Source organism: Mycobacteroides chelonae, from assembly GCF_016767715.1.
Lineage (GTDB): Bacteria > Actinomycetota > Actinomycetes > Mycobacteriales > Mycobacteriaceae > Mycobacterium > Mycobacterium gwanakae.
On record NZ_CP050145.1, the window covers coordinates 4,448,579 to 4,471,822 of the forward strand.

Consider the following 23,244-nt stretch of genomic DNA (forward strand, 5'->3'; position numbering starts at 1 on the left):
TTACTGTGCCATTTCTTCTGGCCGGCACAATTCAATCCGGTATCCATGCCGATGCCCCGCACCATTACTGGTGCGGGGCATCGCGCCCGGGGACTAGTGGTGCTCGGTTCCCGGAAGGGTGGTGTGGTCGGCGGCCGACGCGTGACCCTGGGCCTGTGCCTGGGCCTCGAATCCGGTACCGGCCGCGCCATGCGAGCCCAACGAGGAGTTGAACGACTCGTTCATCGAGGAGCTGTGCGAAGCGTTGAGCGGGCTGCTCAGCGAATCGTTGATGGCGCTGCTGTGCGAGTTGCTCACCGCGGTGCTGCTGGATGCGGAGTGCGAGGTGTTCAGCGAGTCGTTGATCGCGTTGGTGTGCGAGTTGCTCAGCGAGGTGCCGGTGTGCGCCTGGTTGTTAGACGCGATGTCGGTGTTCACCTTGTTGTGCGACGCGATATCGGTGTTGGTGCTGGTGCTCGTCTGGTTGTGCGAGCCGATATCGGTCTGTGTCTTCACCTGGTTGTGCGAGGCGATGTCGGTGTGGGTGGTGTTACCCGAGCCGATGTTCGTCGAGCGATCGGTGTTGAACGAATCGTTGATGTTGGTGGTGTTGCGCTGCGAGTGGTCGTCCACGACGGTCACGCTCTTGTCGATACCGGCCGAGCCGTGCCCGCTGACGTTGGTGTAATCGCCGCCGACCCGAGTCTGGCTCTGGTCGACACCGACCTTGCTGCCGTGGTCGGCGTTGATGATGTTGCTATCGCGCACATCGCCGTTGACCGCGGTAGATCCCTTGCCGGAGGCGATGGGTCCGGAGTTGCTTCCGCCCACGGCCACCGCACCGTCGCCGATGGCGTTGGTGTCGCGGTTACCGAACTGCAGGTCGCCGAAGCTCAGGTCCAGCAGCGGGCCACGGTTGAAGCTGTCGACGTTGCCGCTCGGGCTCATGACCTGGTTACCGCTCGCGATCGGGTTGTGGCTCGCGAACTCGGTGTCGTTGTGGCTCATGAAGTCGTTGTTGCGGGGGCTGAAGTTGTCCCGGGGGCTCAGCAGAGACGGCGACAGGATGCTCGGGGCATCGGGCTGTGCGGCGTAGTAGTTCTGCAGGTTGCCCGACAGGTCGTTCATCGGGTTGCCGGTGTTGACCCACTGCGACTGGTAGCCGTAGTTGGAGGCCACCGATTCGGCGACGACCGGCATGACCGCACCCACCTGTGCGGCGGTGACGGCCGACAGCCCGGCGTTGGCCAGCGAGGTCTGCGGGTCGGCGACGTAGCTTGCGGCCTGCACGGGGTCGCGGAAGAGGTTGAGGATGAAGTCGATGATGGACATTTGAGGTCTCCTTGGGGGATCGGAGTCAACCGGTTCTGTCCGGTCGAACTGAATACAAACCTACGAACCTGCAAGTGCCCTGGAAACGGGAGAACTTCCCCTTCTCCGCCAATCCCCCATGGGGGTCCGCTGTCGTCCCCATTAGGGGATTAGGGGGCCACTAGGGGTCGGGTTCTCCGGTCGCTCGTCGTCACACCATCGCCCGGTTCCCGCCGCCGACGACTGGACGGCCACAACGCCCTGAACAGCACAGACGTGCTAAATACTATCGGCCTTAGTATTTATCTACTATCTTTCCTAGTAGTTAAATACTAAGTCGGTTAGTAGATCGAAAGAGGGAAACCGTGCGGCGAAGCGAGAACCGTCAGCGTGATATTTGGATCGCCGGGGCCCTGGGCGTCGTCATCGTCGTGCTGGCCACGTACCTGTTCTTCGATCACAGCGGCAAGAGCACCGCATCGGTCGGCTCACCGGCGGCCACCGCCCACCACAACAGCCTGGCCCGGCTGCACACGAATGATCCGATGGCACTCGGCCCAATCGATGCGCCGGTAGTGCTGGTCGTCTACTCGGATTACCGCTGCCCTTTCTGCGCAAAGTTCAGCCGGGATACCGAGCCGCAACTCGTCGAGCGGTACGTCAACACCGGGAAGCTGCGCATCGAATGGCGTGATCTCCCGATCTTCGGGGCGCAATCGGTGCAGGCCGCCAAGGCCGGTAGAGCAGCAGCGGAACAAGGCAGGTTCTGGGAGTTCAACCGGACCGTGTATCGGCATGCACCGGATCGCGGCCACGCCGAGCTGACTGACGAGGTCCTCCTCGAACGAGCTCGCGAAGCTGGGGTCCCGGATCTGCCGCGATTCCAGGCAGCGGTCGCGGGCGATCGGCTACTGCCTGCCGTACAGCAAGATATTCAGGAAGCTGTTGCGATCGGTGCGTCTTCGACGCCCGTCTTCGTGATCAATGACCAGCCGGTGGTGGGCGCGCAGCCCTTGGATGTCTTCGTATCGGTCATCGAGCAGGCTCAGCGGTGATCGATGTCGGGGTCCTCGGTGCCCTGCTCGGTGGTGTGCTGGCGTTGGTCAGCCCGTGCTCGGCGATGCTCCTGCCGTCGTTCTTCGCATACTCCTTTGACCGAGCCGGCCTGCTGCTGCGCAGGACCGGGCTCTTCTACCTGGGCATGCTCACCGTGCTGGTGCCTTTAGGTGCGGGCGTGGGCGCGATCGGCGCGCTACTTACCGAATACCGTTCCCAGGTGACAACGGTGGGAGGCCTGCTGATGATCGCGCTCGGTGTGGCGATCATCGCCGGGTTCGGTTTCCGCGTCGGCCCGGCGGCGCGGGTGGCGGCTCGCCTCGACCTGTCCTCGGGCCTGTCGGTCCTGATGCTCGGCACCGTGTACGCGCTCGCGGGATTCTGCTCCGGGCCGATACTCGGGAGTGTGTTGACGGTGGCCGCCATCGGCTCCAGCCCGGTCTATGGCGCTTTACTCATGGCGCTGTACTCACTGGGCATGGCGGCGCCCTTGTTCGTACTGGCATTCGCCTGGGGACGGTTGAGGCTGGCTGACCGACGGTGGGTGCGGGGAACCGAGATCCGGATCGGACGGCTGCGAACCCATTCCACAAACCTCATCTCCGGTGGGATGTTCATCGTGATCGGCATATTCTTTGTGGCCACCGACGGGACGGCTGCACTCGGCGGGATCACCGGCAGCGATACTCAATTCGACATGCAAGCGAGGCTGCAGGACCTGACCTCGCACCTGCCGAACGCGGCCGTCGCGCTCGGGATCGCCTGCGCCGCATTCGCAGTAGTTCTGATGCGTCTGCTGTATCCCCGCACCGCTGCGGCGCGCGGCGCCCGAGACCAAAGTGACAGAACGAGAGAGGACACCGATGACCGCACCTAGCCAGAAGGAGACAGCGCGTGCGTGACATGTTCGGCCTCGGCGAGCGGGAGTCGACGATCATGGAGGTGCTGTGGTCCGCGGCCGAACCGGTGACTGTCCGTGATGTCCTGGATCGACTGGAGCGCCCCTTGGCGTACACGACAGTCATGACGGTCCTCGACAACCTGCACAACAAAGGGCACGTCACTCGCGAAAAGGTCGGGCGGGCGTTTCGCTACCGGGCGGCGCAAACGCGCGAAGCCGCGGCCGCACAGATGGTCCGGGAAGTCCTGGCCGCGAGCGGCGATGCCGAAGGGGTGCTCTTGCACTTCGCCGGATCTGCCTCCCCCGAGGAATTTACGGTGCTGCGCAGAATCCTCCGCCGGGGCGGCCTGACATGACCGTCGCCCTGGTGTTGATGGCAAGTGCGGCCCTCATTGGTGTCGCCGGACCGGCATGTCTGCGGCCGACCGTGCGTCCCACACTGCTGCCGGCCGCAGCGCTGGCCGCGTGGCTCGGAGCGCTGATGGCCTTCCTCGTACTCACGGCGTTGTCCGCGATGCTGCTGCTCTTTCCTCACATACTGGACACCCGCGGTGTCACGACGCTGGTGGGCGGATGTCTGAGCGGAACCATCCCGCACTCATCCTTCGGAACCCTTGTTCAGCTTGCGATCTCGCTACTGCCGCTGACCATCCTGGCTCGGGTCGCGTTTGTGGCCGTTCGGGGCCTGCGCGCTGCGCGCCGGCACCGCGCCCGCCACTTCTGGATGCTGCGGGCGGCGACGTGCCGCTCCGGGCAAGTCCATTGGATCGATGACCCCCGGCCGATCGCCTACAGCCTCGGGGGTGCTCGCGGGGCAGTGGTCGCCACTCACGGCATCCGCAGCCTCGGCGAAAAGCAGTGCGCGGCAGTGATCGAGCATGAATTGGCACACATTCGCGGCAGGCACCACGTGGCTGTGTTGTGTGCCGATATCGCGGCAGCGGCACTGCCGATACTGCCGTTGATGCGCCGTGCGCCGGGAATGGTGCGGCTGATGGTGGAGCTGGCAGCCGACGATGCGGCAGCGCGGGCCCACGGGCCGCGGACCGTGCACGCCGCGCTGCTGGCCATGAGCAAGTCGGGCATGGCCATGCGTGGCGCACTGAACATGTCCAGCGAATCGGTGGCGGTGCGACTCATCTGGCTGCGAGCCCAGGGACCCACCTGCCGTGCGTCGATAGGACGCTGCCGACTGATGCTCGGCTTCGCATTACTTCCCACGGCCCTTGCCGGCGCGGTGTTGGTGGCGCTGTTCAGGGCGTACTGCACGTTCTAAACCCGGTCGGATCGACGAGGAGGGTTCATGAACATTCAGCGCGCCGGTCAGATCGCGCGTTGGGCCATTCCCACCGGCGCCCGCCTGGTGTTCGGCGTCATCTTCCTGTTGGAGGGGACCCAGAAGATCTTCGGCTGGTGGAGCGGATCACCTACCGGTTCCGGACATCCCGAGCCATTCCTCAACTGGCCGTACTGGTGGGCAGGCGTGTTCGAGCTCGCCCTCGGCGTCCTGCTGACGGTGGGATTGTGGACACGAGTGTCCGCGGTTCTCGCGGCGGGAATGATGGCGTACGCATACTTCTTCGAACACCTGCCGGTGCACTGGGAACCCATGCAAAACGGTGGAGCCTTCGCGGCCACATTCTGCTGGGGGTTCCTGCTCCTGGCCCTCGTGGCAGATGACACCCGGCTATCGCTCGACCGTGTGCGCGCCCGGCGCGCTCAGCGTTAGAACTGGTCGATTCCGGGATCGTGATCGATTCCGGCCTGATGGCCAAGGTCTCCATGATCGAAGAACGGATCCTGCAGACCCGCATCGCCGGAACCGCCGGCTCCCAGTTCGGAACCGAAATGCTGGGGCTCGAACCCGGCTGCGTCCAACCCGGACGGGGATGCGTGCAACGGAGCCTGGAACTGGTCGATCGCGGCCACCGCGCTGTCGGCCGATGGACCGAACTGGTCGGGAACGGTGATCGCGTCCTGACGAACGCTCAGGTCCGATACCGCATTGGTCGCCGCGTGCAGACCCGCATCCAGGCTCGGATCATGCGTCGGCGCGGTGAACGGCGAATCGAACGCCTCGAAGGCACTGGTCGCCGCACCACTTGCCCAGATGTTGTCGGCAGGGATTGCGGTCTGCACCGCATGCGTCAGATCGGTGGCCGCCGGGTTCGCGGCGAACTGCGAGGCCTGTGTTCCCAGGGCAGCCGGTATCGACTCGCTGACCACCGGAATCAGCGCGGAGACATCGGCGGGCTGGACTCCGTCCAGGTGCGCGTCGGCAATGACCTGTTCGGGATTGGCCGCGTATTGCGCAGCCATGTCCTGGTCACGGACCAGTGCCATGACGAAATCCAACAGGTTATTGCCCATGTCTGCGATGGTAGGAGCCACCGGGAACCTCGGCTACGGGGCGCGACCCGTTTCCCACCAGTGCCCGTTGGGGGACGCGCGTTAGGGGATATGTCGTCATTAGGGGGTGTGACGACCGTCATCCCCTACTGTTGGGCTGCGGGGTGAAACGCCACAGCGCCGCAAAACGAACGGATAGGTATGGCCAACGCACTGGGACTGTCGATCGGCGCCACTCAACTGGTCGCGACAGCCGACGACCCGCAGAGCCAACCCGTGGTGCGCAGTTCGATCCTCACCCTGCATGAGGACGGTCCACCCGAGGTTGGGGTACCGAGCCATCCAGGTTTGACGCTCACCGGATTCGTCGGCAGGGTCGGCGACCCCGTCGGCATCGTGGCGGCGGATGGATCGGTTCACCGGGCCGAATGGGCACTCACCGAAGCCATGCGCGTACTCATCGCCGACGCGGCCTCCGCTGCCGAATTCACCGCGCCTCCGGCACTGTCCGCCTCAATTCCCGCGCATTGGAGCCCGCAGACCGTCGCCACGCTCCGGGACGCGATCGATCGCGTTCCCGCCCTCGCACCGGGCGGTAGGCAGCTCAAGTTGATCCCCGATGCGCGCGCAGCCCTGGAGTCGCTGGCCGCGGGGCCGGGAGTGCCCGACCGCGGTGTCGTGGTGGTGTGCGATCTCGGCGGCTCGGGTACCAGCATCACCCTGGCCGATGCGGCACGGGGATTCCAGCAGATTGGGCAGACCGTCCGGTTCGTCGAGTTCTCCGGCCAGCAGATTGACCAGATGCTCCTCACGCAGGTCCTCACCGACCTGAACCAGGATCCCGAGGGCACCACGTCGGTCGGCGCGCTGACCAGACTGCGCGATCAGTGCCGGTTGGCCAAGGAGCGGCTCTCTGGCGAGACCGCGACCTCGGTGCCGGTGGCGCTTCCCGGCATCACCACCGACGTTCGGCTCACCCGCGCCGAACTCGAAGACCATCTGCGCGGCCCGCTCTCCAGCTTGATCAACGCCATTCAGGACACTGTGGAACGCAACGGTATTCATCCGGCGAATATCAACGCGGTCGCCTCCGTGGGCGGTGGTGCCAACATTCCTCTTGTCACCCAACAACTTTCCGAGCGGATGCGAGTACCGGTCATCACCGGATCCCAGCCACAGCTCGCGGCCGCCCAGGGCGTGGCCTTGCTGGCCACCCGGCCCGATCTGCCGCCGCAAGATGCCACCGCGATGCGCCCGGTCGAGCAACCGACGGGCGATGCCACCATGATGCGCCCGGCGCCCACCGGTACCGGAACCTTTGCCGCTCCGGTGGCCGCAGCCGCCAACGATGCACCGGAATTGGCGTGGTCCCAAGATGATTCGGCCCCTGACCTGGCTCCGCTGCAAGAGACGGGCTACCAGAGCGGATACAGCACCGGATACACGGTTGACCTCGACGACGATTACCACGGCCCGGCTGAACCCACCACCGCCCGTCCCGAGCTTCAGTTCAGCCACGAACCGTATGCGGCCGACGACGATTACGACGATTACCCACCGCTGCCGTGGTACCGCCGGCCGCTGGTGTGGTTCATCGCCGCGGCGGCGGTGGCCGGCATCGCCTTCACCGGAATGATGGTGTCGCTGACCAGCAATGAGTCACCGGCCCCCGCCCCGACCACACCAAGCGTGAGCGTGGTGCCGAGCACAGGCGATGCCCCGGCCGAGCCGCCCCCGTCGCCCGAACCTCCGCCACCACCGCAGACCCACACCGTGACGCAGTCGGTGCAACCGCCGCCGCCCTCGCCGGAGCCTCCGCCGCCGCCACCGACGACGACAACCACACCCCCGACGACCACGACAACGACCACCACCACAACGACGACCACGACAACCACGACCCCGCCGACCACCACGACGACGCCACCAACCACGACGACCACTCAGCCGCCGACAACGACCACGCAACCGGCCTCCACGTCCACGTCGCGCCCCATGATCACGATCCCGGGGTTGCCGCCGATCCCGATCGGTCCGCGCAACTGAGCGCCCCTCGGGAAAACGGAACCTCCGGGACATTCGATGGAATCGCCTCGGCGGTAACGACTATCACGCAGGCGCTGTCCGCGGGCGGCGCGGCGAAGGTGCTCATCAGCGGCGCCGCCGGTAGCGGAAAGACGTCGATTCTGGCGCGGGTTAGAGACGTCCTGAGCAACACGGGCTCCGCGCCGGTCAACCATGTCCCGGAGACAACGACCGGAAAAGGCTTGGGCCCGTTCGTCATCGACGACGCCGACTCGCTCAGCGGCCCACAGCTCGATACCCTGCGTGCCGTCGTGGAGAACGATCCGACGGCCATCGTGGTGGTGGCCGCGATACCCCGGCGCCAGCCTGCGCTACGTGCACTGTTTCAGTCCCTGGAGCGCGAATCACCCACCATCGCGCTCGGTCCCGTCGACAAGGGTGATATAGCCAGGCTTTCGGCTCGCTCAGCAGCCTTCGCCGATGAGATCGCGACCGCCACCGGCGGGGTGCTGGCTCTGGTGGCGGCGGCCGTCGATCGCCTGGACGGCGCAGATTCACTCGAATCCGCACTGCGTGCGATTGATTCCCGCATCGACGAACAACTGCGCCGCCTCTCGCCGTCGGCCCAGGCCGCCGTGCTGCTGATGTCCCTGGACCCCGGCATCGGGGCCTCAGATATCGCTGCGGCACTTGCACTTTCCGACGCCGAGGATCTGGTCGACGAGGCTCTGGGAAGCGGGCTGGTGCCCTCACCTGGTCAGATCGCCTTCGCGGCCAGAGTGCACGGTTGCGCCACACGACTGCTGGGTGCGGCGCGGCACCTCGATCTCGAACGATCGTTGTTGCGCACGCAGCTCGACATCGGTTCGGTGTCCACCGACCTGGCTCTGGCCCTGGTAGCCCACGGATTGCGCGATACGCAGATCGCCGGACTGCTCGCCGAGTGGGCCGCAACCGAATCCGACCCCCTCACCGCGGCGGATCTGTACCGCGCCGCGCTGACCGCGGGCGCCGAGCCGGGCCCGATCAGGGTGCCGCTGGCCGAGTCGCTGGCGCGCGCGGGTGATCTGGCCGCGGCGGCCACCCAGGCCGATGAGGTGCTTAACGCCACCGATCCAGCACATCGCGCGGCAGCCGTGCGTATCGCGGCGGCCATCGCGTGCCACAACGGGGACTCCGGTCAGGCGGTCGCGTTGTACGACTGGCTGGGTACCGGCCTGGACGGCCTGACGGCCCTGTCCGCTGCGCCGGTTTTCGTGGGTATCGGACAGTTGACGAGTGCACGGAAAGTCTTGGAAGACAACGTGGGAGCGCCCCCTACGACATCGGCCACCGCGACGCGCAATGCCGCCCAGGGGGTCATCGCGTCGGTTGAGGGTCGTGGCCACGAGGCGCTGTCCCTGCTCGGTCAGGCCGTCACGCAGCAGCCGTCGACGTCTTCCTTCACCCCGGACAGCACCGTCGCCCTGGCTGCGTTGACCATGCTGCACAGCGGCGAGACGGCGCGGGCCCGCGGCGTTCTCGCCGGTGCGATCCGTACCGACCTGCCCCACGACGTGTTCGCGGCGCGGCATCGTCTGCTCGCCGCCTGGATTGCCATGCTGTCCGGTGATCTGACCGGCGCCGCGCAATGGCTGCCTGAGGCCGACACCGAGCTCTCCCGGCGCGATCGCCTGTTCGCCGAATCGCTACGGACCGGCATCGCCCGGCGCCACGGCGACACCGGTCCGCTACGCCAGCATTGGCAGGCCGCTATGGATGTGTTGTCGGCGTATTCGATCGACCTCTACACATTGCTCCCGGTTGGCGAGCTCTGGGTGGCGGCGGCACGGCTGCGCACCTTTGATGCCGTCACTCATCATGTCGACCGCGCATTCGCGGTTCTGGCGCAGCTCGGCGATCCCATCGCCTGGTCTGCCCCCTTGCGATGGGCAGGCGTGCATGCCGCGATCCTGACCAACTCTCCGGAGAATCTCGCCCCGCACGGGCAGGCGCTCGCCACGGCCGCGGGAGTCAGCCCGTATGCGCGCACCCTGGCGACGGCCGGGCGCACGTGGCTGCGGGTGCTCGCCAACCAGGTGGACGGCGCCGAGGTCGATGGCGCCGCGCGGATGCTGGGCGATACCGGCCTCGGCTGGGATGCAACCCGCTTGGCCAGCCAGGCCGCGCTGCACGCGAACGACCCGAAGGTGGCCGCCGCGATGCTCGCGCTGGCCCGCGATCTGCGGACGCCGTCGGCCAATACTGACGGTCCCGACCCGGCCGCGGCGCCGTCCTCGGCCGCCGACTCGCCAACATCCACGCGTCTATCGGATCGCGAGCGCGAGGTCGCCGAGCTGCTGCTACGCGGCCTTCCCTATCGCGATATCGGTGCGCAGCTGTTCATTTCGGCGAAGACCGTCGAGCATCACGTCGCCCGTATTCGCCGGCGCCTCGGGGCCGAATCACGCTCCGACATGTTCTCGATGTTGCGGTCGATCCTGACCCCATAAATGCGACAAAGTTCACCCTGTACGGCGGGTTAGGTAAGCCTGACTAGGACTTTCGACCCTGTCAATGCGACGATGACCTCGCATCTGACACAAGTTACCCGCGAGTAACATTACACTTGTTACTGACGAGTAACTTCTCGGGACCGGGAGGTCAGCACCACCGTGAGTACCGCGACGATCATTCTCGGAATCATCGGCGTTACCTTCAGCCTGGTTGCCTGGGGCTCATTCTTCGGCGGCGTGGTGAAGATGATCCGCGTCATCCTCTCCGGACAGCCGGACGGCACCCGCTGGCGCCCGATCGTCCCGCGCATCAAGACGCTCATCGTCGAGGTTGTCGCACACACCCGGATGAACAAATTCCGCACCGTGGGCTGGGCGCACTGGCTGGTGATGGTCGGCTTCCTGGGCGGCTTCCCGCTGTACTTCGAGTCCTACGGCCAGACCTTCAATCCCGAGTTTCACTGGCCGATCATCGGTGACACGTTCCTCTGGCACCTGTGGGACGAGATTCTCGGTATCGGCACGGTCATCGGCATCGTGACACTGATCGTCATTCGGCAGCTCAACCACCCCCGCAAGCCCGAACGGCTGTCCCGCTTCGGCGGCTCCAGCTTCATCGCGGCGTACACCATCGAATCGATCGTGCTGGTCGAAGGCCTGGGCATGGTGCTGGTGAAGTCCGGCAAGATCGCCACCTTCGGCGGCGGACACGTGTCATCGGACTTCTTCACCATGAACGTCGCGCAGTTGCTGCCCGAGAGCCCGTTGATGGTCTCCATCTTCGCCTTCATCAAGATGGTGTCCGGCGGCATGTTCCTGCTTCTGGTCGGGCGCAAGCTCGTCTGGGGTGTGGCCTGGCACCGGTTCGCAGCCTTCTTCAACATCTACTTCAAGCGCAACGCCGACGGCAGCGTCGCGCTGGGCGCGGCCAAGCCGATGATGTCCGGCGGCAAGGTCCTGGAAATGGAGAGCGCCGATCCGGACGTCGACGCCTTCGGCGCCGGCAAGGTCGAGGACTTCAGCTGGAAAGACCTGCTGGACATCACGACGTGCACCGAGTGCGGCCGCTGCCAGAGCCAGTGCCCCGCCTGGAACACCGGCAAGCCGCTGTCCCCCAAGCTGCTGATCACCTCGCTGCGCGACCACACCTACGCCAAGGCGCCCTACCTGCTGGCCGGTGAGGACAAGTCCAAGCTGAGTGAGGCCGAGGTCGCCGAGGGCGAGCGTCAGCTGGTCGGCGGCGAGGGTGCCGTCATCGACCACGAGGTGCTGTGGAGCTGCACCACCTGTGGTGCCTGCGTCGAGCAGTGCCCCGTCGACATCGAGCACGTCGACCACATCATCGACATGCGCCGCTACCAGGTGCTCATCGAATCGGAGTTCCCCGGAGAGCTCGCGGGCCTGTTCAAGAACCTGGAGAACAAGGGCAACCCCTGGGGCCAGAACTCCAAGGATCGTCTCAACTGGATCGAAGAGGTCGACTTCGACGTCCCGGTGTTCGGCCAGGACGTGGACAGCTTCGCCGACTTCGAATACCTGTTCTGGGTGGGTTGCGCGGGTGCCTACGAGGACCGCGCGAAGAAGACCACCAAGGCCGTCGCCGAGCTGCTCGCGCTCGCCGGAACCAAGTTCCTGGTGCTGGGCGCCGACGAGACCTGTACGGGTGACTCCGCCCGCCGCGCCGGTAACGAATTCCTGTTCCAGCAGCTGGCCATGCAGAACATCGAGCTGCTCAATTCGGTGTTCGAGGGCGTGGAGCACAAGCAGCGCAAGATCGTGGTGACCTGCGCGCACTGCTTCAACGCACTCGGCAACGAATACCCACAGGTCGGTGGCGACTACCAGGTGGTGCACCATACGCAGCTGCTGAACCGCCTGGTGCGCGATAAGAAGCTGGTTCCCGTCGCACCGGTTTCACAAGACGTCACCTACCACGACCCGTGCTACCTGGGCCGTCACAACAAGGTGTACACCGCGCCGCGTGAGCTGATCGGCGCCTCGGGTGCCGCACTCACCGAAATGCCAAGGCACGGAGAGCGTTCCATGTGCTGTGGCGCCGGTGGCGCCCGCATGTGGATGGAAGAGCAGCTGGGTAAGCGCATCAATATCGACCGCGTCGACGAGGCCCTTGCCACACCTGCATCCAAGATCGCGACGGGCTGCCCGTTCTGCCGCGTGATGCTGACCGACGGTGTGACCGCCCGCGACGATTCCGCTGCCGTAGAGGTCGTCGACGTCGCGCAGTTGCTGCTCGAATCCGTGGGCCGTACCGATGACGTCCGGAAGGCATTGCCCGCCAAGGGCACTGCCGCTGCCGCGGCGGCCGAGAAGGCTGCCACCCAGGCCGCGGAGCCCGAACCTGTTGTCGCCGAAGAGGAAGCACCGGCAGCGGCGGCCACAGCGGCAGCGCCTGCGGCCGATGCCAAGCCCATCACGGGTCTGGGCATGGCGGGCGGTGCCAAGCGCCCCGGAGCCAAGAAGGCCGCCGAAGCCGCTACCGAAGCACCGGCTGCACCCGCCGCAGCCGCACCACCGGTCAAGGGACTCGGTATGGCGGGCGGTGCGAAGCGCCCCGGAGCCAAGAAAGCCGCGGCTCCCGCCGCCGAAGCCGCCACCGAAACGCCGGCTGCACCCGCAGCACCCGTCAAGGGACTGGGCATGGCGGGTGGCGCCAAGCGCCCCGGAGCCAAGAAAGCCGCCGCCCCGGCCGCCGAAGCCAGCTCCGAAGCGTCCGCAGCTCCCGCCGCAGCCGCACCACCGGTCAAGGGTCTGGGCATGGCAACCGGCGCCAAACGTCCGGGCGTCAAAAAGGCGACCCCGGCCCCTGCTGCCGAGGCTGCTCCGGTGGCCTCCGAGCCGGAGGCAGCAGCACCGGCGGCACCTGCCACCCCCGTGCCACCCGTCAAGGGTTTGGGCATGGCGACCGGGGCCAAGCGCCCCGGCGCGAAGAAGGCGGCCCCCGCAGCGTCTGCGCCCGCACCGACGCCCGAGCCTGAGGCAGAGGCACCTTCCGCGCCCGCAACACCGGCAGCTCCCGCAGCTCCAGAGCCTCCCGTCAAGGGTCTCGGCATTGCCGCCGGTGCACGGCGTCCCGGCGCCAAGAAAGCGGCCCCTGCCGCGGCTACTCCCGCAGCAGAACCTGAGCAGCCCGCGGCCACGCCGGAACCTGTCGCACCGGCCGAAGCCGAGCCTGCGGAAGAGGCTGTGGAAGAGCCCGCCGAGGCCCGCACGGCTCCGGAACCACCGGTGAAGGGCCTGGGTATGGCCCCGGGAGCACGCCGTCCAGGCCGCCGAAATTAGATATTGGCTGGACAGCAATGCCACCATTGAGACCGTGAGTACCGATAACTTGCCGACTGACGTGCCCCCGCGCGTGCCCGGTCTTTCCCCGCGGCAGCATCAACGGGTCTTTGCTCAGTCCACCAAGCTGCAAGACGTCCTGTACGAAATCAGGGGTCCGGTACACGCCCACGCCGCCCGGCTGGAGGCCGAGGGGCACCGCATCCTCAAGCTCAATATCGGCAACCCGGCACCGTTCGGTTTCGAGGCGCCCGATGTCATCATGCGCGACATCATCCAGGCGCTGCCCTATGCGCAGGGGTACTCCGACTCCAAGGGCATCCTGCCCGCGCGGCGCGCGGTGGTGACTCGCTACGAACTGGTCGAGGGATTCCCATACCTGGACGTGGACGACGTCTACCTGGGCAACGGGGTATCCGAGCTCATCACCATGACCACCCAGGCGCTGCTCGACAACGGCGATCAGGTGCTCATCCCCGCGCCCGACTATCCGCTGTGGACCGCCGCGACCTCGCTGGCCGGCGGCACCGCGGTGCATTACCTGTGCGACGAGACCAACGGCTGGATGCCAGACATCGAGGATCTGGAATCCAAGATCACCGAGCGCACCAAGGCCCTGGTCATCATCAATCCGAACAACCCCACCGGCGCGGTATATACGCGCGAAATCCTCACCAAGATGGTGGAACTGGCACGCAAGCATCAGCTGCTGCTGCTGGCCGACGAGATCTACGACAAGATCCTCTACGACGATGCCGAGCACATCAGCGTCGCATCACTGGCCCCGGACCTGTTGTGTTTCACCTTCAATGGCCTGTCCAAGGCCTACCGGGTGGCGGGCTACCGATCGGCATGGCTGGCCATCACCGGCCCCAAGGATCACGCTGCCAGCCTGCTGGAGGGCGTCAATCTGCTGGCCAACATGCGTCTGTGCCCGAATGTTCCTGCGCAGCATGCGATTCAGGTTGCCCTCGGTGGGCATCAAAGCATCGACGACCTCGTGCTTCCGGGCGGTCGGCTCCTGGAGCAGCGCGATGTGGCGTGGACCAAGCTCAATGAGATTCCCGGCGTCTCCTGCGTGAAGCCGAAGGGCGCGCTGTACGCCTTCCCGCGGCTGGACCCCGAGGTGCACGAGATCCACGATGACGACCAGCTGGTTCTGGATCTGCTTCTCAACGAGAAGATCCTGCTCACGCAGGGCACGGGCTTCAATTGGCCTGAGCCCGATCATCTTCGGATCGTCACGCTGCCGTGGGCCCGCGATCTTGCGGTCGCTATCGAGCGGCTCGGTAACTTCCTGGTGAGCTACCGCCAGTAGGCGCACTCGTCCTCGACACCGTTTGTGGCGAACATATGCGAGACGGAATCGCCGCAACACGGCGTGTCGGCGCCGGTCAGGCGTGGGTTAGCTCTTCCACGCGCTTGCCCAGGCAGAACACCCGCCATCCGGCGTTGACCCATTTGGCGGCGTCCAGGCAATTGCGACCGTCCACAATGACTTTGGTGCGCACAACCTTGGCCAGCTCGTCCGGGTCGAAGTCGACGAACTCCTGCCATTCGGTGAGCAGCAGCACGGCGTCGGCACGGTCGGCGGCCTCCACCACCGAGGTGGCGTAGTTCAGCGTCGGGAACAGGCGGCGCGAATTCTCCAGGGCCTTGGGGTCATACACGTTGACCGCAGCGCCATTGAGCTGCAGTAGCCCCGCGACATTCAGTGCGGGCGAGTCGCGGACGTCATCGGATTCGGGTTTGAAGGCCGCACCCAGCACCGCGATATTGGCACCGAGCAGCGATCCGCCGCAGGCCTTGGTGGCGAGCTCCACCATCCGGGTGCGTCGGCGCATGTTGATGCTGTCGACCTCACGCAGGAAGGTCAGGGCGTGGCTGGCCCCCAGCTCGCCCGCGCGAGCCATGAAGGCCCGGATGTCCTTGGGTAGGCATCCGCCACCGAAACCCAAGCCCGCGTTGAGGAATCGCCGCCCGATACGCGGGTCGTACCCCAGCGCGTCGGCCAGGGTGGTGACGTCGGCACCCACCGCCTCGCACACCTCGGAGATGGCGTTGATGAACGAGATCTTGGTGGCCAGGAAGGCGTTGGCCGAAACCTTCACCAGTTCGGCGGTTTCCAGATCGGTGACTAGGAAGGGAACCTCCTCGTCGAGGATCGGCCCGTACAGTTCGCGGACCAGCTTCTCGGCGCGGTCAGAACTCTGCTGCACACCCAGCACGATGCGGTCCGGGTGCAGGGTGTCCTTGACGGCATAGCCTTCGCGCAGGAACTCGGGGTTCCAGGCCACCTCGACATCGACGCCTTCGGCCGCGAATCCAGCTGCCCGCTGGCCAAGTTCGCGTGCGGTGCCCACGGGAACGGTCGACTTGCCGATGATGACCGCCGACTGGGTCAGTAGTGGCACCAGGGTGTCGATCACCGAGTGGACGTGGCTCAGGTCCGCGCCGTATTCACCCTTCTTCTGCGGCGTACCGACGCCCAGAAAATGCACATCGGCGAATTCCGCGGCCTCGGCATAGCTCGTGGTGAAACGCAGCCGACCCGATGCGATGTTGCTCTGCAAGATCTTTCGAAGGCCGGGTTCGTAGAACGGAATGTCGCCGCCAGAGAGTTTGGCGACCTTACCTGGGTCGATGTCAATGCCGAGCACCTCGTGGCCAAGCTCGGCCATGCAGGCCGCATGGGTGGCGCCGAGGTATCCGGTTCCGAAAACGGTGCATCTCATACTGCCTATATAGGCCTCCAGGGTTAGCAACCTGGATACGCCGCACCATCGGTGTCCTAACGCCGGATGTACGGCGAAAAGCACTGTGAATTACGGATTAATGGCCGCCAAACTGCCAGGGAAAACCCGAGTTGGAGCCGCCGCCGGATCCGCTGCCTGATCCACCTCCGCGGGAGCCGCCGCTGTCACCCCACCCACCACGAGAACTGCCGCTGTCGCCCCATCCACCACGAGACCCGCCTTGATCCCCCCAGCCGCCGCGTGAGGACCCATTATCGGAACCGCGGCGTGAGTTATCGGACCCGCCGCGCGAGCCGCTGTCGCCCCAATCACCGCGACCGGATCCGCCGTCCGAGCCACCGCGCGAGCCGCCACGGGATCCGCCGTCGGAGTTTCCACCGCCAATGGGAGGCAGGCCCGGAATCGAGATGATGGGCGGCTGCTGCGTCTGAGCGGGCGGTGTCCACGTCGGGGTGTACTCCGGCGGCGTGTAGGTCGGCCGGTTACGTGGGGGTGCCCACCACGGATTCTCCTGGCGCCTCGGCTGTTCCCACACAGGCGGGAAGAGCGGAATCGGCACCGGCACGATGGCCGGTGGGGGTGCTACCGGCGCGGGTTCCTCGGGTGCTGGTGCGGCAGGTGGAGGGGGCGCCTCCGGCGCGGGCGCCGGCGCCTGGGGTGCGGGCTGTACAGGTGCAGGCTGTACGGGTGCAGGAGCGGCGGGCTTGGCCGCCGCCGGTGCGGGGTTGCGCTGCGGTGCAACCACTTGCTGCACCGGCGCGGGGGCCACAGGTGCCGGTGCCTCGGCCACGGGCGGCGGGGCTTGTTTGGGCGCCTCAGGCGGCAGCGGGTTCTGGACGGGGTTCTGCACCACCGCGCGGTCCGGTGAGGTCGGGCCCTGGTCCACCGTGGAACGCACCGTCACGGTCAGCGACACGGCCAGCGCTATCGAGCAGATGCCAAAGACCAGCAGCAGCGGCGCCCCCACCAGCAAGAATGGCTTGCGTTCGGCGGGCTGGTCATCGGTGTCCTCGTATTCGCTCAGCTCGGTCTTGGCGTCCCCGAACTCGCCGGCACTTTCGGTGACGGCGTCGGGGTGCGCGAAGCCCGTGCCCGTGGGTCCCTCGAGTGAGTAGGCCTGTCCCAGCAGCGCGGTGCTGGCCTCGAAATCCGGTTCCTGCGCCGAGGCCAGCGCGGCGCCGCGGGCCAGTGCCAGCTCGGGCTGGTCCGGAGAGTTCACCGGCAGGGCGATCGCCTCGCCGAGAGGGTCGGTGAGGTCGGAGACATCGGTGCCCAGGCCCAGCAGGAATACCCCGTCAGGTGCGTTGTCGTGGCCCTTGAGCGGGTTCACCAGGTTCGCCAATACCCCGGGGGTGACGCCAGTGATGAGCGGCTCGCTGGCCAGGCCAACGATCGATCCGTCGGCGGAGTCGACCACTGCCAGCGTCGCGTTCTCCGGCTCGATCACCAGCAGCGCCGACTTGTCGTACCCGGTGACATTGCTGGCAGCCTTGGCTAGCGCGCCTCCGGCGTGCAGGGCAGAGAAGAATTCGACGCCGTCGATCCCGCGGCTGGCCAGGGAATCGCGTAGCGCGGCGGCTTCGGCGTGATCGCTCCACACCACACCGGTGGACACCAGGTGATGACCGCCGTCGAGCATGCCGTCGCGGGTCCCGACGATCGCGGAAAGAACCTGTTCGGAGGCGGTGCCTTCGCCGTCGGAGACGATGATGGTGTCGGTGTCGACGATCCTGCCGTCGGCACCCGCGCCCTCGACCAACACCAACCGGGCAGTCGTCGGTGTCATCGAGACACCAAGTACGACGTCCACGTCAGATCCTCCGCTACATATCGAGACGGTCACCCGAACAAACGCGCCAAGGCCGTCAAAAAGTTCGAGTTGTTGCCGATTGTGTATCGGTGCGGCGCGTTTCCCCGTTACCCCAGCTAGGGGTTGATGAAGTTCTGGTAGGAGCGCGACGGGGTCGGACCGCGCTGCCCCTGGTACTTCGACCCTACCCCGGCACTTCCGTACGGGTGCTCGGCCGGCGATGTCAGGCGCAGCAGACACAGCTGCCCGATCTTCATGCCCGGCCACAACGTGATGGGCAGGTTCGCGACGTTCGAAAGTTCCAGGGTGATGTGCCCGGAAAAGCCGGGGTCGATGAATCCGGCGGTGGAGTGGGTCAACAGGCCCAGGCGCCCCAACGAGGACTTTCCTTCCAACCGTCCGGCGAGGTCGTCGGGCAGCGAGCAGACCTCCAGCGTGGACCCGAGCACGAACTCGCCAGGATGCAGCACAAACGGCTCACCCTCGTCCGGCTCTACGAGGCTGGTCAGCTCGTCTTGGCGTTGTTTGGGGTCGATATGCGTGTAACGGGTGTTGTTGAACACCCGGAACAGGCTGTCGAGCCGAACATCGATGCTCGACGGCTGGATGAGGGCTGGATCAAGGGGCTCGATGCCAAGACGCCCGGCGTCGAGCTCGGCGCGAATATCGCGATCGGACAGCAGCACGCGACGAGCCTACCGAGGAGCTGCCGGTACGCAGGGGCTCGGGCGGATGCGGCTACCCCGTGATGGCGATGACAGCTCCCGGCCGCAGCCAGCCGATGAGTCGTACCAGCGCGGCATCGTCGAGCGTCACGCATCCGGCCGAGGGCCCACCGTCGGAGGCGTGCACGAAGAATGCCGACCCACCGCCGGGTGTGCGTGATTTGTTGACGCCCATGACGATCGCGCGGGGGTATCCGTCCAGCTCTTCACTCAGTGAGGTGTCGAACGGGCAAGCGGATTGCGCGCACCGTTGGTGAGAGTTGTACCCCGGACTGGCGGGATCGCCGTCCCACCAGTCGTCGGCATCCACCTGCAGATAGTTCAGGCCGTGCGCCACCGACGGTTCGGTGCCAAAGGCGTAGTCCAAACTGAAGACGCCGGTGGGGGTCGCTGGATTGTCGTCGCTGGCGGTGTCCGTGAATCCGGTCGCACCGACATCGGAGGGCACGTTCTGTTCGATCGGTTCCCAGGCATTGCCCGAGCGCTGCCAGATGCCGATGACGGCTTTGGCACCACCAGTCCCCTGGACCGATACCACTTGTGTTGCGGTACCGACAGATTCGGCAAACCACGGCGGCGGTGTCGCCTGCGCCGCGGCCGCCGGAACAACGGCGACCGGATGCGCCTCGGGAGCGGTGCCGCACGCGCCGGCCAGCAGCACAACGCTCAGCGGCAGCAGGCGGATCGGGCGCACTCATCCATGGTGCGGGTCAAACCTGAAAACCGCCTGTTAGTAACTAACCCTTAATGGCAATGACCGCACCGGGCCGCAGCCAGCCGATCAACTGCACGAGCATCCCGTCGTCGAGGGAGACACAGCCCGCGGTCGGTCCGCCGTCGGTGCTGTGCACGAAGAAGGCCGAACCACCGCCGGGAACCCGGTCCTTGTTCACCCCCATGACGATGGCGTGTTTGTACTGCGGGATCGGGAGGTTCTCGCTCTGCGCGGTGTTGAACGGGCACTCGGCCTTGGCGCACTGCTGATGCGTGTTGTACGTGGGGCTGTTGCTATCACCGTCCCACCAGTCGTTGGGTCCGATCTGGAGGTAACGCAGCCCGCTCGGGGGCGGCGGTGCGGTGCCAAAAGCCCAGTCCAGTGAGTAGACGCCGTTGGGGGTGGCCGAGGCTCCCTCGCGTGCCTTGTCGATGAATCCGGCCGAGCCCACGTGAGCGGGAATCCCGGTGGATACGGCCTTCCATTCGTTGCCGCTGCGCTGGAATACATCGATCTTGGCTTTCGAGCCGCCGGCGCCGTTCACCGCGACCACCTGGGTCGCGTTGCCGACGGACTGGGCGAACCAGGGCACGAAAGGTTCCGCGGCAGCAGATGTCGAGGTGGCGAGGGCGAGTATCGCCGCACACAGCAGCGTCACAAGACGGAACACGAGACCATCCTCGCTGATGTTGTTCTCGAATCCTTCAAGGTTGGGACACGGTTGCGCCACGGACCGATCGGTATAGTTCGGCCATGGACGCCGAGCTTGAAGAATGGAAAGCCGCCGGGCATTACTTCGATTACCTGGGTTTCGACATCTTCTACCGCGTTGAGGGCAGTGGGCCTCCCCTGTTACTCGTGCACGGGTATCCCTTCAACTCGTGGGATTGGGCACTGATGTGGCCCACGCTGGTGCAGCGGTTCACGGTCATCGCGCCGGACATGATCGGGATGGGCTTCTCCGACAAACCCGTTCAGTACGGATATTCAGTTCTCGATCACGCCGATATGCACGAGGCGCTGCTGTCCTATCTGGGCATCGAGCGGATGCACCTGCTCACCCATGATCTGGGGAACTCGGTCGGCCAGGAGTTGTTGGCGCGCTTCGAGTTCGACGAGCAGTCGCGCGGCCGAGTGCCCATCGACTCGGTCACCTGGCTCAACGGAGGGCTCTTCATCGAGGCCTACCGGCCCCGTATCGCCCAGACCTTGATGTCTCGAACACCGTTGGGCGACTTGGTGAGCCGGTTCCAGGGCACCCCGCTGTCGCGCCGTATCCTGGATGCCGCCGTCAGCGAGATGTTCGGCCCGGACACCAAACCGTCACCACGACTGCTCTCCTTGTTTCAGCAGGTGTTGGAGTACAACGACGGCGCGCGGGTCACCCATCAGGTGGGCCGATTCATCAACGATCGCTATGACAACCGGAGTCGATGGGTGCGGGCCATGCGCGAAACCGCCGTGCCGATGCGGATGATCGACGGACCGATCGACCCGAACTCCGGGTTGCACATGGCCGAGCGCTACCTCGAGGTCATTCACGACCCGGATGTGGTGCTGCTCGACGACAACATCGGCCATTGGCCACAGATCGAGGCGCCCGAGGCGGTGCTCACGCACTTTCTCGCACACATCGATCGGGTCACGCCTTAGGCGGGGCCGTATCCAGGTACGAGGAGAAGGTCGCGTAGTTACAGTCGGCCTCTCCGGTGCCGGTGGTGCTCTGACACACCACCTTGTCGTTCAGGTAGATACGCACTGTCACCGCCGCGTCTGGGGTCGCGGTGGACCGCCAATCGGCCTTGATCTCCGCATGGTTGGGCGTCTTGGCGCCACGAGACAGATCGCCGACGGGCGCATCGACCTTCCAGGGCAGGGTGACGCCGTCGGCGGGCTGCATCTCGGTGCCGTCCCAGTACTGCACATTCGCCGTGGTCGCGCTGGACGACGTGACTTCGTAGGTCACCGTCTTGTCATCCGCGTGTGCCGCCGCCGGGAAGCTAAGCGCGCAGGCTGAGGCCACGGCAGACGCGGCAAGTAGTTGACGGACGGTCATGGAACACCTCGAGATGTCAGTTAGGTTTACAGATCGTTAGGCAGGCTACAGGGATTTTCTGGGCGTCAGCTGAGGCCGCGATCCAGGGGTTTCCGCCCGACTACGTCAGCAAACCGTCAAGCGTCCGAACCATGAGGCGGGGCGGCTTGGGGACCGGCCCCGCAACAGGGGCGCAGAGTGACCCCGGCGGCAAGAAGGATTCTCCTGACCGCCGAGTACGGGGCTCCGGAGGCCGTAGCCAGGTCGCGGATACTGGCGCCGGCTTGGTATCCCGCCGCGAGCTGCGCGCGTTCGGGGGTCATCACGGGTGCGGGCTTGGGGCGCTGTTCACGCCGGCGTTCGATTTCCGTGGCTCCACCCCAAATCCCGTAGGGCTGGCGTGTCTGCAACGCGTAGGTGAGACAGACCGCCGCAACGGGGCATCGACGGCAGATGCTTTTGGCCTGTTGTTCGCGCATACGGCGCACGGATCTGAGCTCGCGATCGCATGGGAAGAACAGCTCGGGGTCCACGGAGGCGTGCCGACATCGGCCGTACATCTGCCAGTGCACGTCGTGGATATCTGGCGGTGGTGATCGCATAACCAGCTTTCGTTCTCGATACGCCGGGCAGTCAGCGGTGCGCGTCCGGACCACCAGCTGGTTGAGGCCCGATCTCTGAGCAGGGCCCAGCGCGGTCGGACATCTCCGACCTTCACCCTTGCGACAATAGGAAGCGACCGGCTCGGTGCCATCATCCTTTTCGGGTGATCTTCCGGCGCATGCGATAACGCCGGGCGCGGGAAGTGACATAGGCCCCAGTGGGTAGGGTCGGCCATCTGCGACGTCTGGAGAAGGAGGACTCGCCGGTGGATCGAGTCAATAGGCCGCTGACTGAGTTGGTGGAATTGCCGGGTGGGCCATTTTTCATGGGCTGCAACACCTTTTACCCCGAGGAACGGCCGGAGCGCACCGCGTCGGTCGATGCTTTCGCCATCGAGCGCCACCCGGTCACCAATGCTCAGTTCGCCGATTTCGTCGCCGAGACCGGTTACGTCACGGTGGCCGAGAAGGCGCCCGACCCGGCGCTGTACCCGGGCGCCTCACCCGACGATTTGGTCCCCGCCGCGATGGTGTTCCGGGCCACCGGCGGACCCGTGAACCTGCACGACTGGCAACAGTGGTGGGACTGGGTTCCCGGCGCCTGCTGGCGGCGGCCATTCGGGCCGGGCAGCGATATCGACGGCGCCCCAAATCATCCCGTTGTGCAGGTCGCTTACACCGATGCGGCGGCTTACGCCCGCTGGGCGGGCAGGCGGCTGCCCACCGAGGCCGAGTGGGAGTACGCCGCGCGCGGTGGCAGCGCGACGATTTATGCCTGGGGCGACGAGGTGTCACCTGGGGGACAACTGATGGCCAATACCTGGCAGGGCAGATTCCCGTACCGTAGCGATGGGGCACTGGGCTGGCACGGTACTTCCCCCGTCGGCACCTTCCCGCCCAATGACTTTGGCCTTCTGGACATGATCGGCAATGTCTGGGAATGGACGTCCACGCGCTTCGAACCGGGGGCGGAGGCGCCCACCTCGTGCTGCAGTCCTTCCGAAAATCCTGACCCCTCGGTGATACAGGCCCTCAAGGGCGGCTCGCATCTCTGCGCGCCCGAGTACTGCCATCGCTATCGGCCGGCGGCGCGCTCGCCTCAGTCGCAGGACAGCGCGACCACCCACATCGGGTTTCGCTGCGTGCAGAGCCGGTCATGATTCCCACCCGGTGCCATGCCCACCG

The 23,244-nt window shown here is 65.9% G+C and carries 20 protein-coding genes; 11 read left to right on the plus strand and 9 right to left on the minus strand.

Going from position 1 to position 23,244, the window contains the following annotated elements; translation table 11 throughout:
- Window positions 1–93: 93 nt before the first annotated feature.
- Window positions 94–1,311, minus strand: coding sequence for an IniB N-terminal domain-containing protein (locus HBA99_RS21895; RefSeq protein ID WP_057968936.1), 1,218 nt, complete (start codon window positions 1,309–1,311; stop codon window positions 94–96).
- 344 nt (window positions 1,312–1,655) lie between these two features.
- Here HBA99_RS21895 and HBA99_RS21900 point away from each other — a divergent pair, with 344 nt between their 5' ends.
- Genes HBA99_RS21900 through HBA99_RS21920 form a run of 5 tightly spaced genes read left to right on the plus strand, consistent with a single transcriptional unit; the run spans window position 1,656 to window position 4,976 of the window.
- Entirely contained in the window at window positions 1,656–2,345 is a 690-nt protein-coding gene (locus HBA99_RS21900) for a DsbA family protein (RefSeq protein ID WP_070923127.1), read from the plus strand.
- Complete coding sequence (locus tag HBA99_RS21905; RefSeq protein ID WP_070923128.1) at window positions 2,342–3,223, plus strand: cytochrome c biogenesis CcdA family protein; 882 nt, start codon at window positions 2,342–2,344, stop codon at window positions 3,221–3,223. The genes HBA99_RS21900 and HBA99_RS21905 overlap by 4 nt, the downstream gene beginning before the upstream one ends.
- Before the next feature lie 17 nt (window positions 3,224–3,240).
- Entirely contained in the window at window positions 3,241–3,603 is a 363-nt protein-coding gene (locus HBA99_RS21910; protein WP_081347673.1) for a BlaI/MecI/CopY family transcriptional regulator, read from the plus strand.
- Window positions 3,600–4,523, plus strand: coding sequence for a M56 family metallopeptidase (locus HBA99_RS21915; protein WP_070932541.1), 924 nt, complete (start codon window positions 3,600–3,602; stop codon window positions 4,521–4,523). The genes HBA99_RS21910 and HBA99_RS21915 overlap by 4 nt, the downstream gene beginning before the upstream one ends.
- Before the next feature lie 27 nt (window positions 4,524–4,550).
- Entirely contained in the window at window positions 4,551–4,976 is a 426-nt protein-coding gene (locus tag HBA99_RS21920; protein ID WP_044105374.1) for a DoxX family protein, read from the plus strand.
- On the opposite strand, the gene HBA99_RS21925 is transcribed toward HBA99_RS21920, so the two are convergent.
- A complete protein-coding gene (locus HBA99_RS21925) occupies window positions 4,973–5,617 on the minus strand; it encodes an Rv0340 family IniB-related protein (protein ID WP_057966221.1) in 645 nt (214 codons plus the stop codon). The two genes, HBA99_RS21920 and HBA99_RS21925, sit on opposite strands and share 4 nt — an antisense overlap.
- Window positions 5,618–5,797: 180 nt before the next feature.
- On the opposite strand from HBA99_RS21925, the gene HBA99_RS21930 reads away from it, so the two are divergent.
- From HBA99_RS21930 to HBA99_RS21945, 4 genes are all read left to right on the plus strand, one after another.
- The gene (locus tag HBA99_RS21930) at window positions 5,798–7,642 is read left to right on the plus strand and encodes an Hsp70 family protein (RefSeq protein WP_070932539.1); all 1,845 of its coding nucleotides are present in this window, start codon (window positions 5,798–5,800) and stop codon (window positions 7,640–7,642) included.
- Between the two features lie 74 nt (window positions 7,643–7,716).
- Complete coding sequence (gene iniR, locus HBA99_RS21935; protein ID WP_070932536.1) at window positions 7,717–10,113, plus strand: isoniazid response ATPase/transcriptional regulator IniR; 2,397 nt, start codon at window positions 7,717–7,719, stop codon at window positions 10,111–10,113.
- Between the two features lie 162 nt (window positions 10,114–10,275).
- Window positions 10,276–13,416 carry a (Fe-S)-binding protein gene (locus HBA99_RS21940; protein WP_070951962.1) on the plus strand — a complete coding sequence of 1,047 codons (3,141 nt, stop codon included), beginning with the start codon at window positions 10,276–10,278 and terminating at the stop codon, window positions 13,414–13,416.
- A gap of 7 nt (window positions 13,417–13,423) precedes the next feature.
- Complete coding sequence (locus tag HBA99_RS21945) at window positions 13,424–14,734, plus strand: pyridoxal phosphate-dependent aminotransferase (protein WP_044105377.1); 1,311 nt, start codon at window positions 13,424–13,426, stop codon at window positions 14,732–14,734.
- Window positions 14,735–14,810: 76 nt separating this feature from the next.
- Here the strand turns inward: HBA99_RS21945 and HBA99_RS21950 are convergent, their stop codons facing one another.
- From HBA99_RS21950 to HBA99_RS21970, 5 genes are all read right to left on the minus strand, one after another.
- Window positions 14,811–16,151 carry a UDP-glucose dehydrogenase family protein gene (locus HBA99_RS21950; protein WP_057968929.1) on the minus strand — a complete coding sequence of 447 codons (1,341 nt, stop codon included), beginning with the start codon at window positions 16,149–16,151 and terminating at the stop codon, window positions 14,811–14,813.
- 97 nt (window positions 16,152–16,248) lie between these two features.
- Window positions 16,249–17,982, minus strand: coding sequence for a DUF7159 family protein (locus tag HBA99_RS21955; RefSeq protein WP_070951961.1), 1,734 nt, complete (start codon window positions 17,980–17,982; stop codon window positions 16,249–16,251).
- Between the two features lie 116 nt (window positions 17,983–18,098).
- Window positions 18,099–18,668: a dCTP deaminase gene (dcd, locus tag HBA99_RS21960; protein WP_030097194.1), complete on the minus strand. Its 570-nt coding sequence runs from the start codon at window positions 18,666–18,668 to the stop codon at window positions 18,099–18,101.
- A gap of 52 nt (window positions 18,669–18,720) precedes the next feature.
- Window positions 18,721–19,401: a L,D-transpeptidase family protein gene (locus HBA99_RS21965; RefSeq protein WP_109491645.1), complete on the minus strand. Its 681-nt coding sequence runs from the start codon at window positions 19,399–19,401 to the stop codon at window positions 18,721–18,723.
- A gap of 43 nt (window positions 19,402–19,444) precedes the next feature.
- The gene (locus HBA99_RS21970) at window positions 19,445–20,152 is read right to left on the minus strand and encodes a L,D-transpeptidase family protein (protein ID WP_078284845.1); all 708 of its coding nucleotides are present in this window, start codon (window positions 20,150–20,152) and stop codon (window positions 19,445–19,447) included.
- A gap of 23 nt (window positions 20,153–20,175) precedes the next feature.
- Between HBA99_RS21970 and HBA99_RS21975 the strand changes: the two genes are divergently transcribed.
- Window positions 20,176–21,075, plus strand: a complete 900-nt coding sequence (locus tag HBA99_RS21975) for an alpha/beta fold hydrolase (RefSeq protein ID WP_070932525.1) — start codon at window positions 20,176–20,178, stop codon at window positions 21,073–21,075.
- Here the strand turns inward: HBA99_RS21975 and HBA99_RS21980 are convergent.
- On the minus strand, window positions 21,065–21,478 hold the full coding sequence (locus tag HBA99_RS21980) for an MmpS family transport accessory protein (RefSeq protein ID WP_030097200.1): 414 nt from the start codon (window positions 21,476–21,478) through the stop codon (window positions 21,065–21,067). The two genes, HBA99_RS21975 and HBA99_RS21980, sit on opposite strands and share 11 nt — an antisense overlap.
- Before the next feature lie 116 nt (window positions 21,479–21,594).
- On the minus strand, window positions 21,595–22,269 hold the full coding sequence (locus HBA99_RS25045; protein WP_338095146.1) for a WhiB family transcriptional regulator: 675 nt from the start codon (window positions 22,267–22,269) through the stop codon (window positions 21,595–21,597).
- Window positions 22,270–22,385: 116 nt separating this feature from the next.
- On the opposite strand from HBA99_RS25045, the gene HBA99_RS21990 reads away from it, so the two are divergent.
- On the plus strand, window positions 22,386–23,219 hold the full coding sequence (locus tag HBA99_RS21990) for a formylglycine-generating enzyme family protein (protein WP_081347104.1): 834 nt from the start codon (window positions 22,386–22,388) through the stop codon (window positions 23,217–23,219).
- The last annotated feature ends 25 nt before the right edge of the window (window positions 23,220–23,244 follow it).

Bases quoted from the DNA above. Each gene is read 5' to 3' on its own strand.
- HBA99_RS21895 (WP_057968936.1), bottom strand. From the start codon at position 1,311: ATGTCCATCATCGACTTCATCCTCAACCTCTTCCGCGACCCCGTGCAG.
- HBA99_RS21915 (WP_070932541.1), top strand. From the start codon at position 3,600: ATGACCGTCGCCCTGGTGTTGATGGCAAGTGCGGCCCTCATTGGTGTC.
- HBA99_RS21920 (WP_044105374.1), top strand. From the start codon at position 4,551: ATGAACATTCAGCGCGCCGGTCAGATCGCGCGTTGGGCCATTCCCACC.
- HBA99_RS21925 (WP_057966221.1), bottom strand. From the start codon at position 5,617: ATGGGCAATAACCTGTTGGATTTCGTCATGGCACTGGTCCGTGACCAG.
- HBA99_RS21930 (WP_070932539.1), top strand. From the start codon at position 5,798: ATGGCCAACGCACTGGGACTGTCGATCGGCGCCACTCAACTGGTCGCG.
- HBA99_RS21950 (WP_057968929.1), bottom strand. From the start codon at position 16,151: ATGAGATGCACCGTTTTCGGAACCGGATACCTCGGCGCCACCCATGCG.
- HBA99_RS21975 (WP_070932525.1), top strand. From the start codon at position 20,176: ATGGACGCCGAGCTTGAAGAATGGAAAGCCGCCGGGCATTACTTCGAT.
- HBA99_RS21980 (WP_030097200.1), bottom strand. From the start codon at position 21,478: ATGACCGTCCGTCAACTACTTGCCGCGTCTGCCGTGGCCTCAGCCTGC.
- HBA99_RS25045 (WP_338095146.1), bottom strand. From the start codon at position 22,269: ATGTCACTTCCCGCGCCCGGCGTTATCGCATGCGCCGGAAGATCACCC.
- HBA99_RS21990 (WP_081347104.1), top strand. From the start codon at position 22,386: ATGGGCTGCAACACCTTTTACCCCGAGGAACGGCCGGAGCGCACCGCG.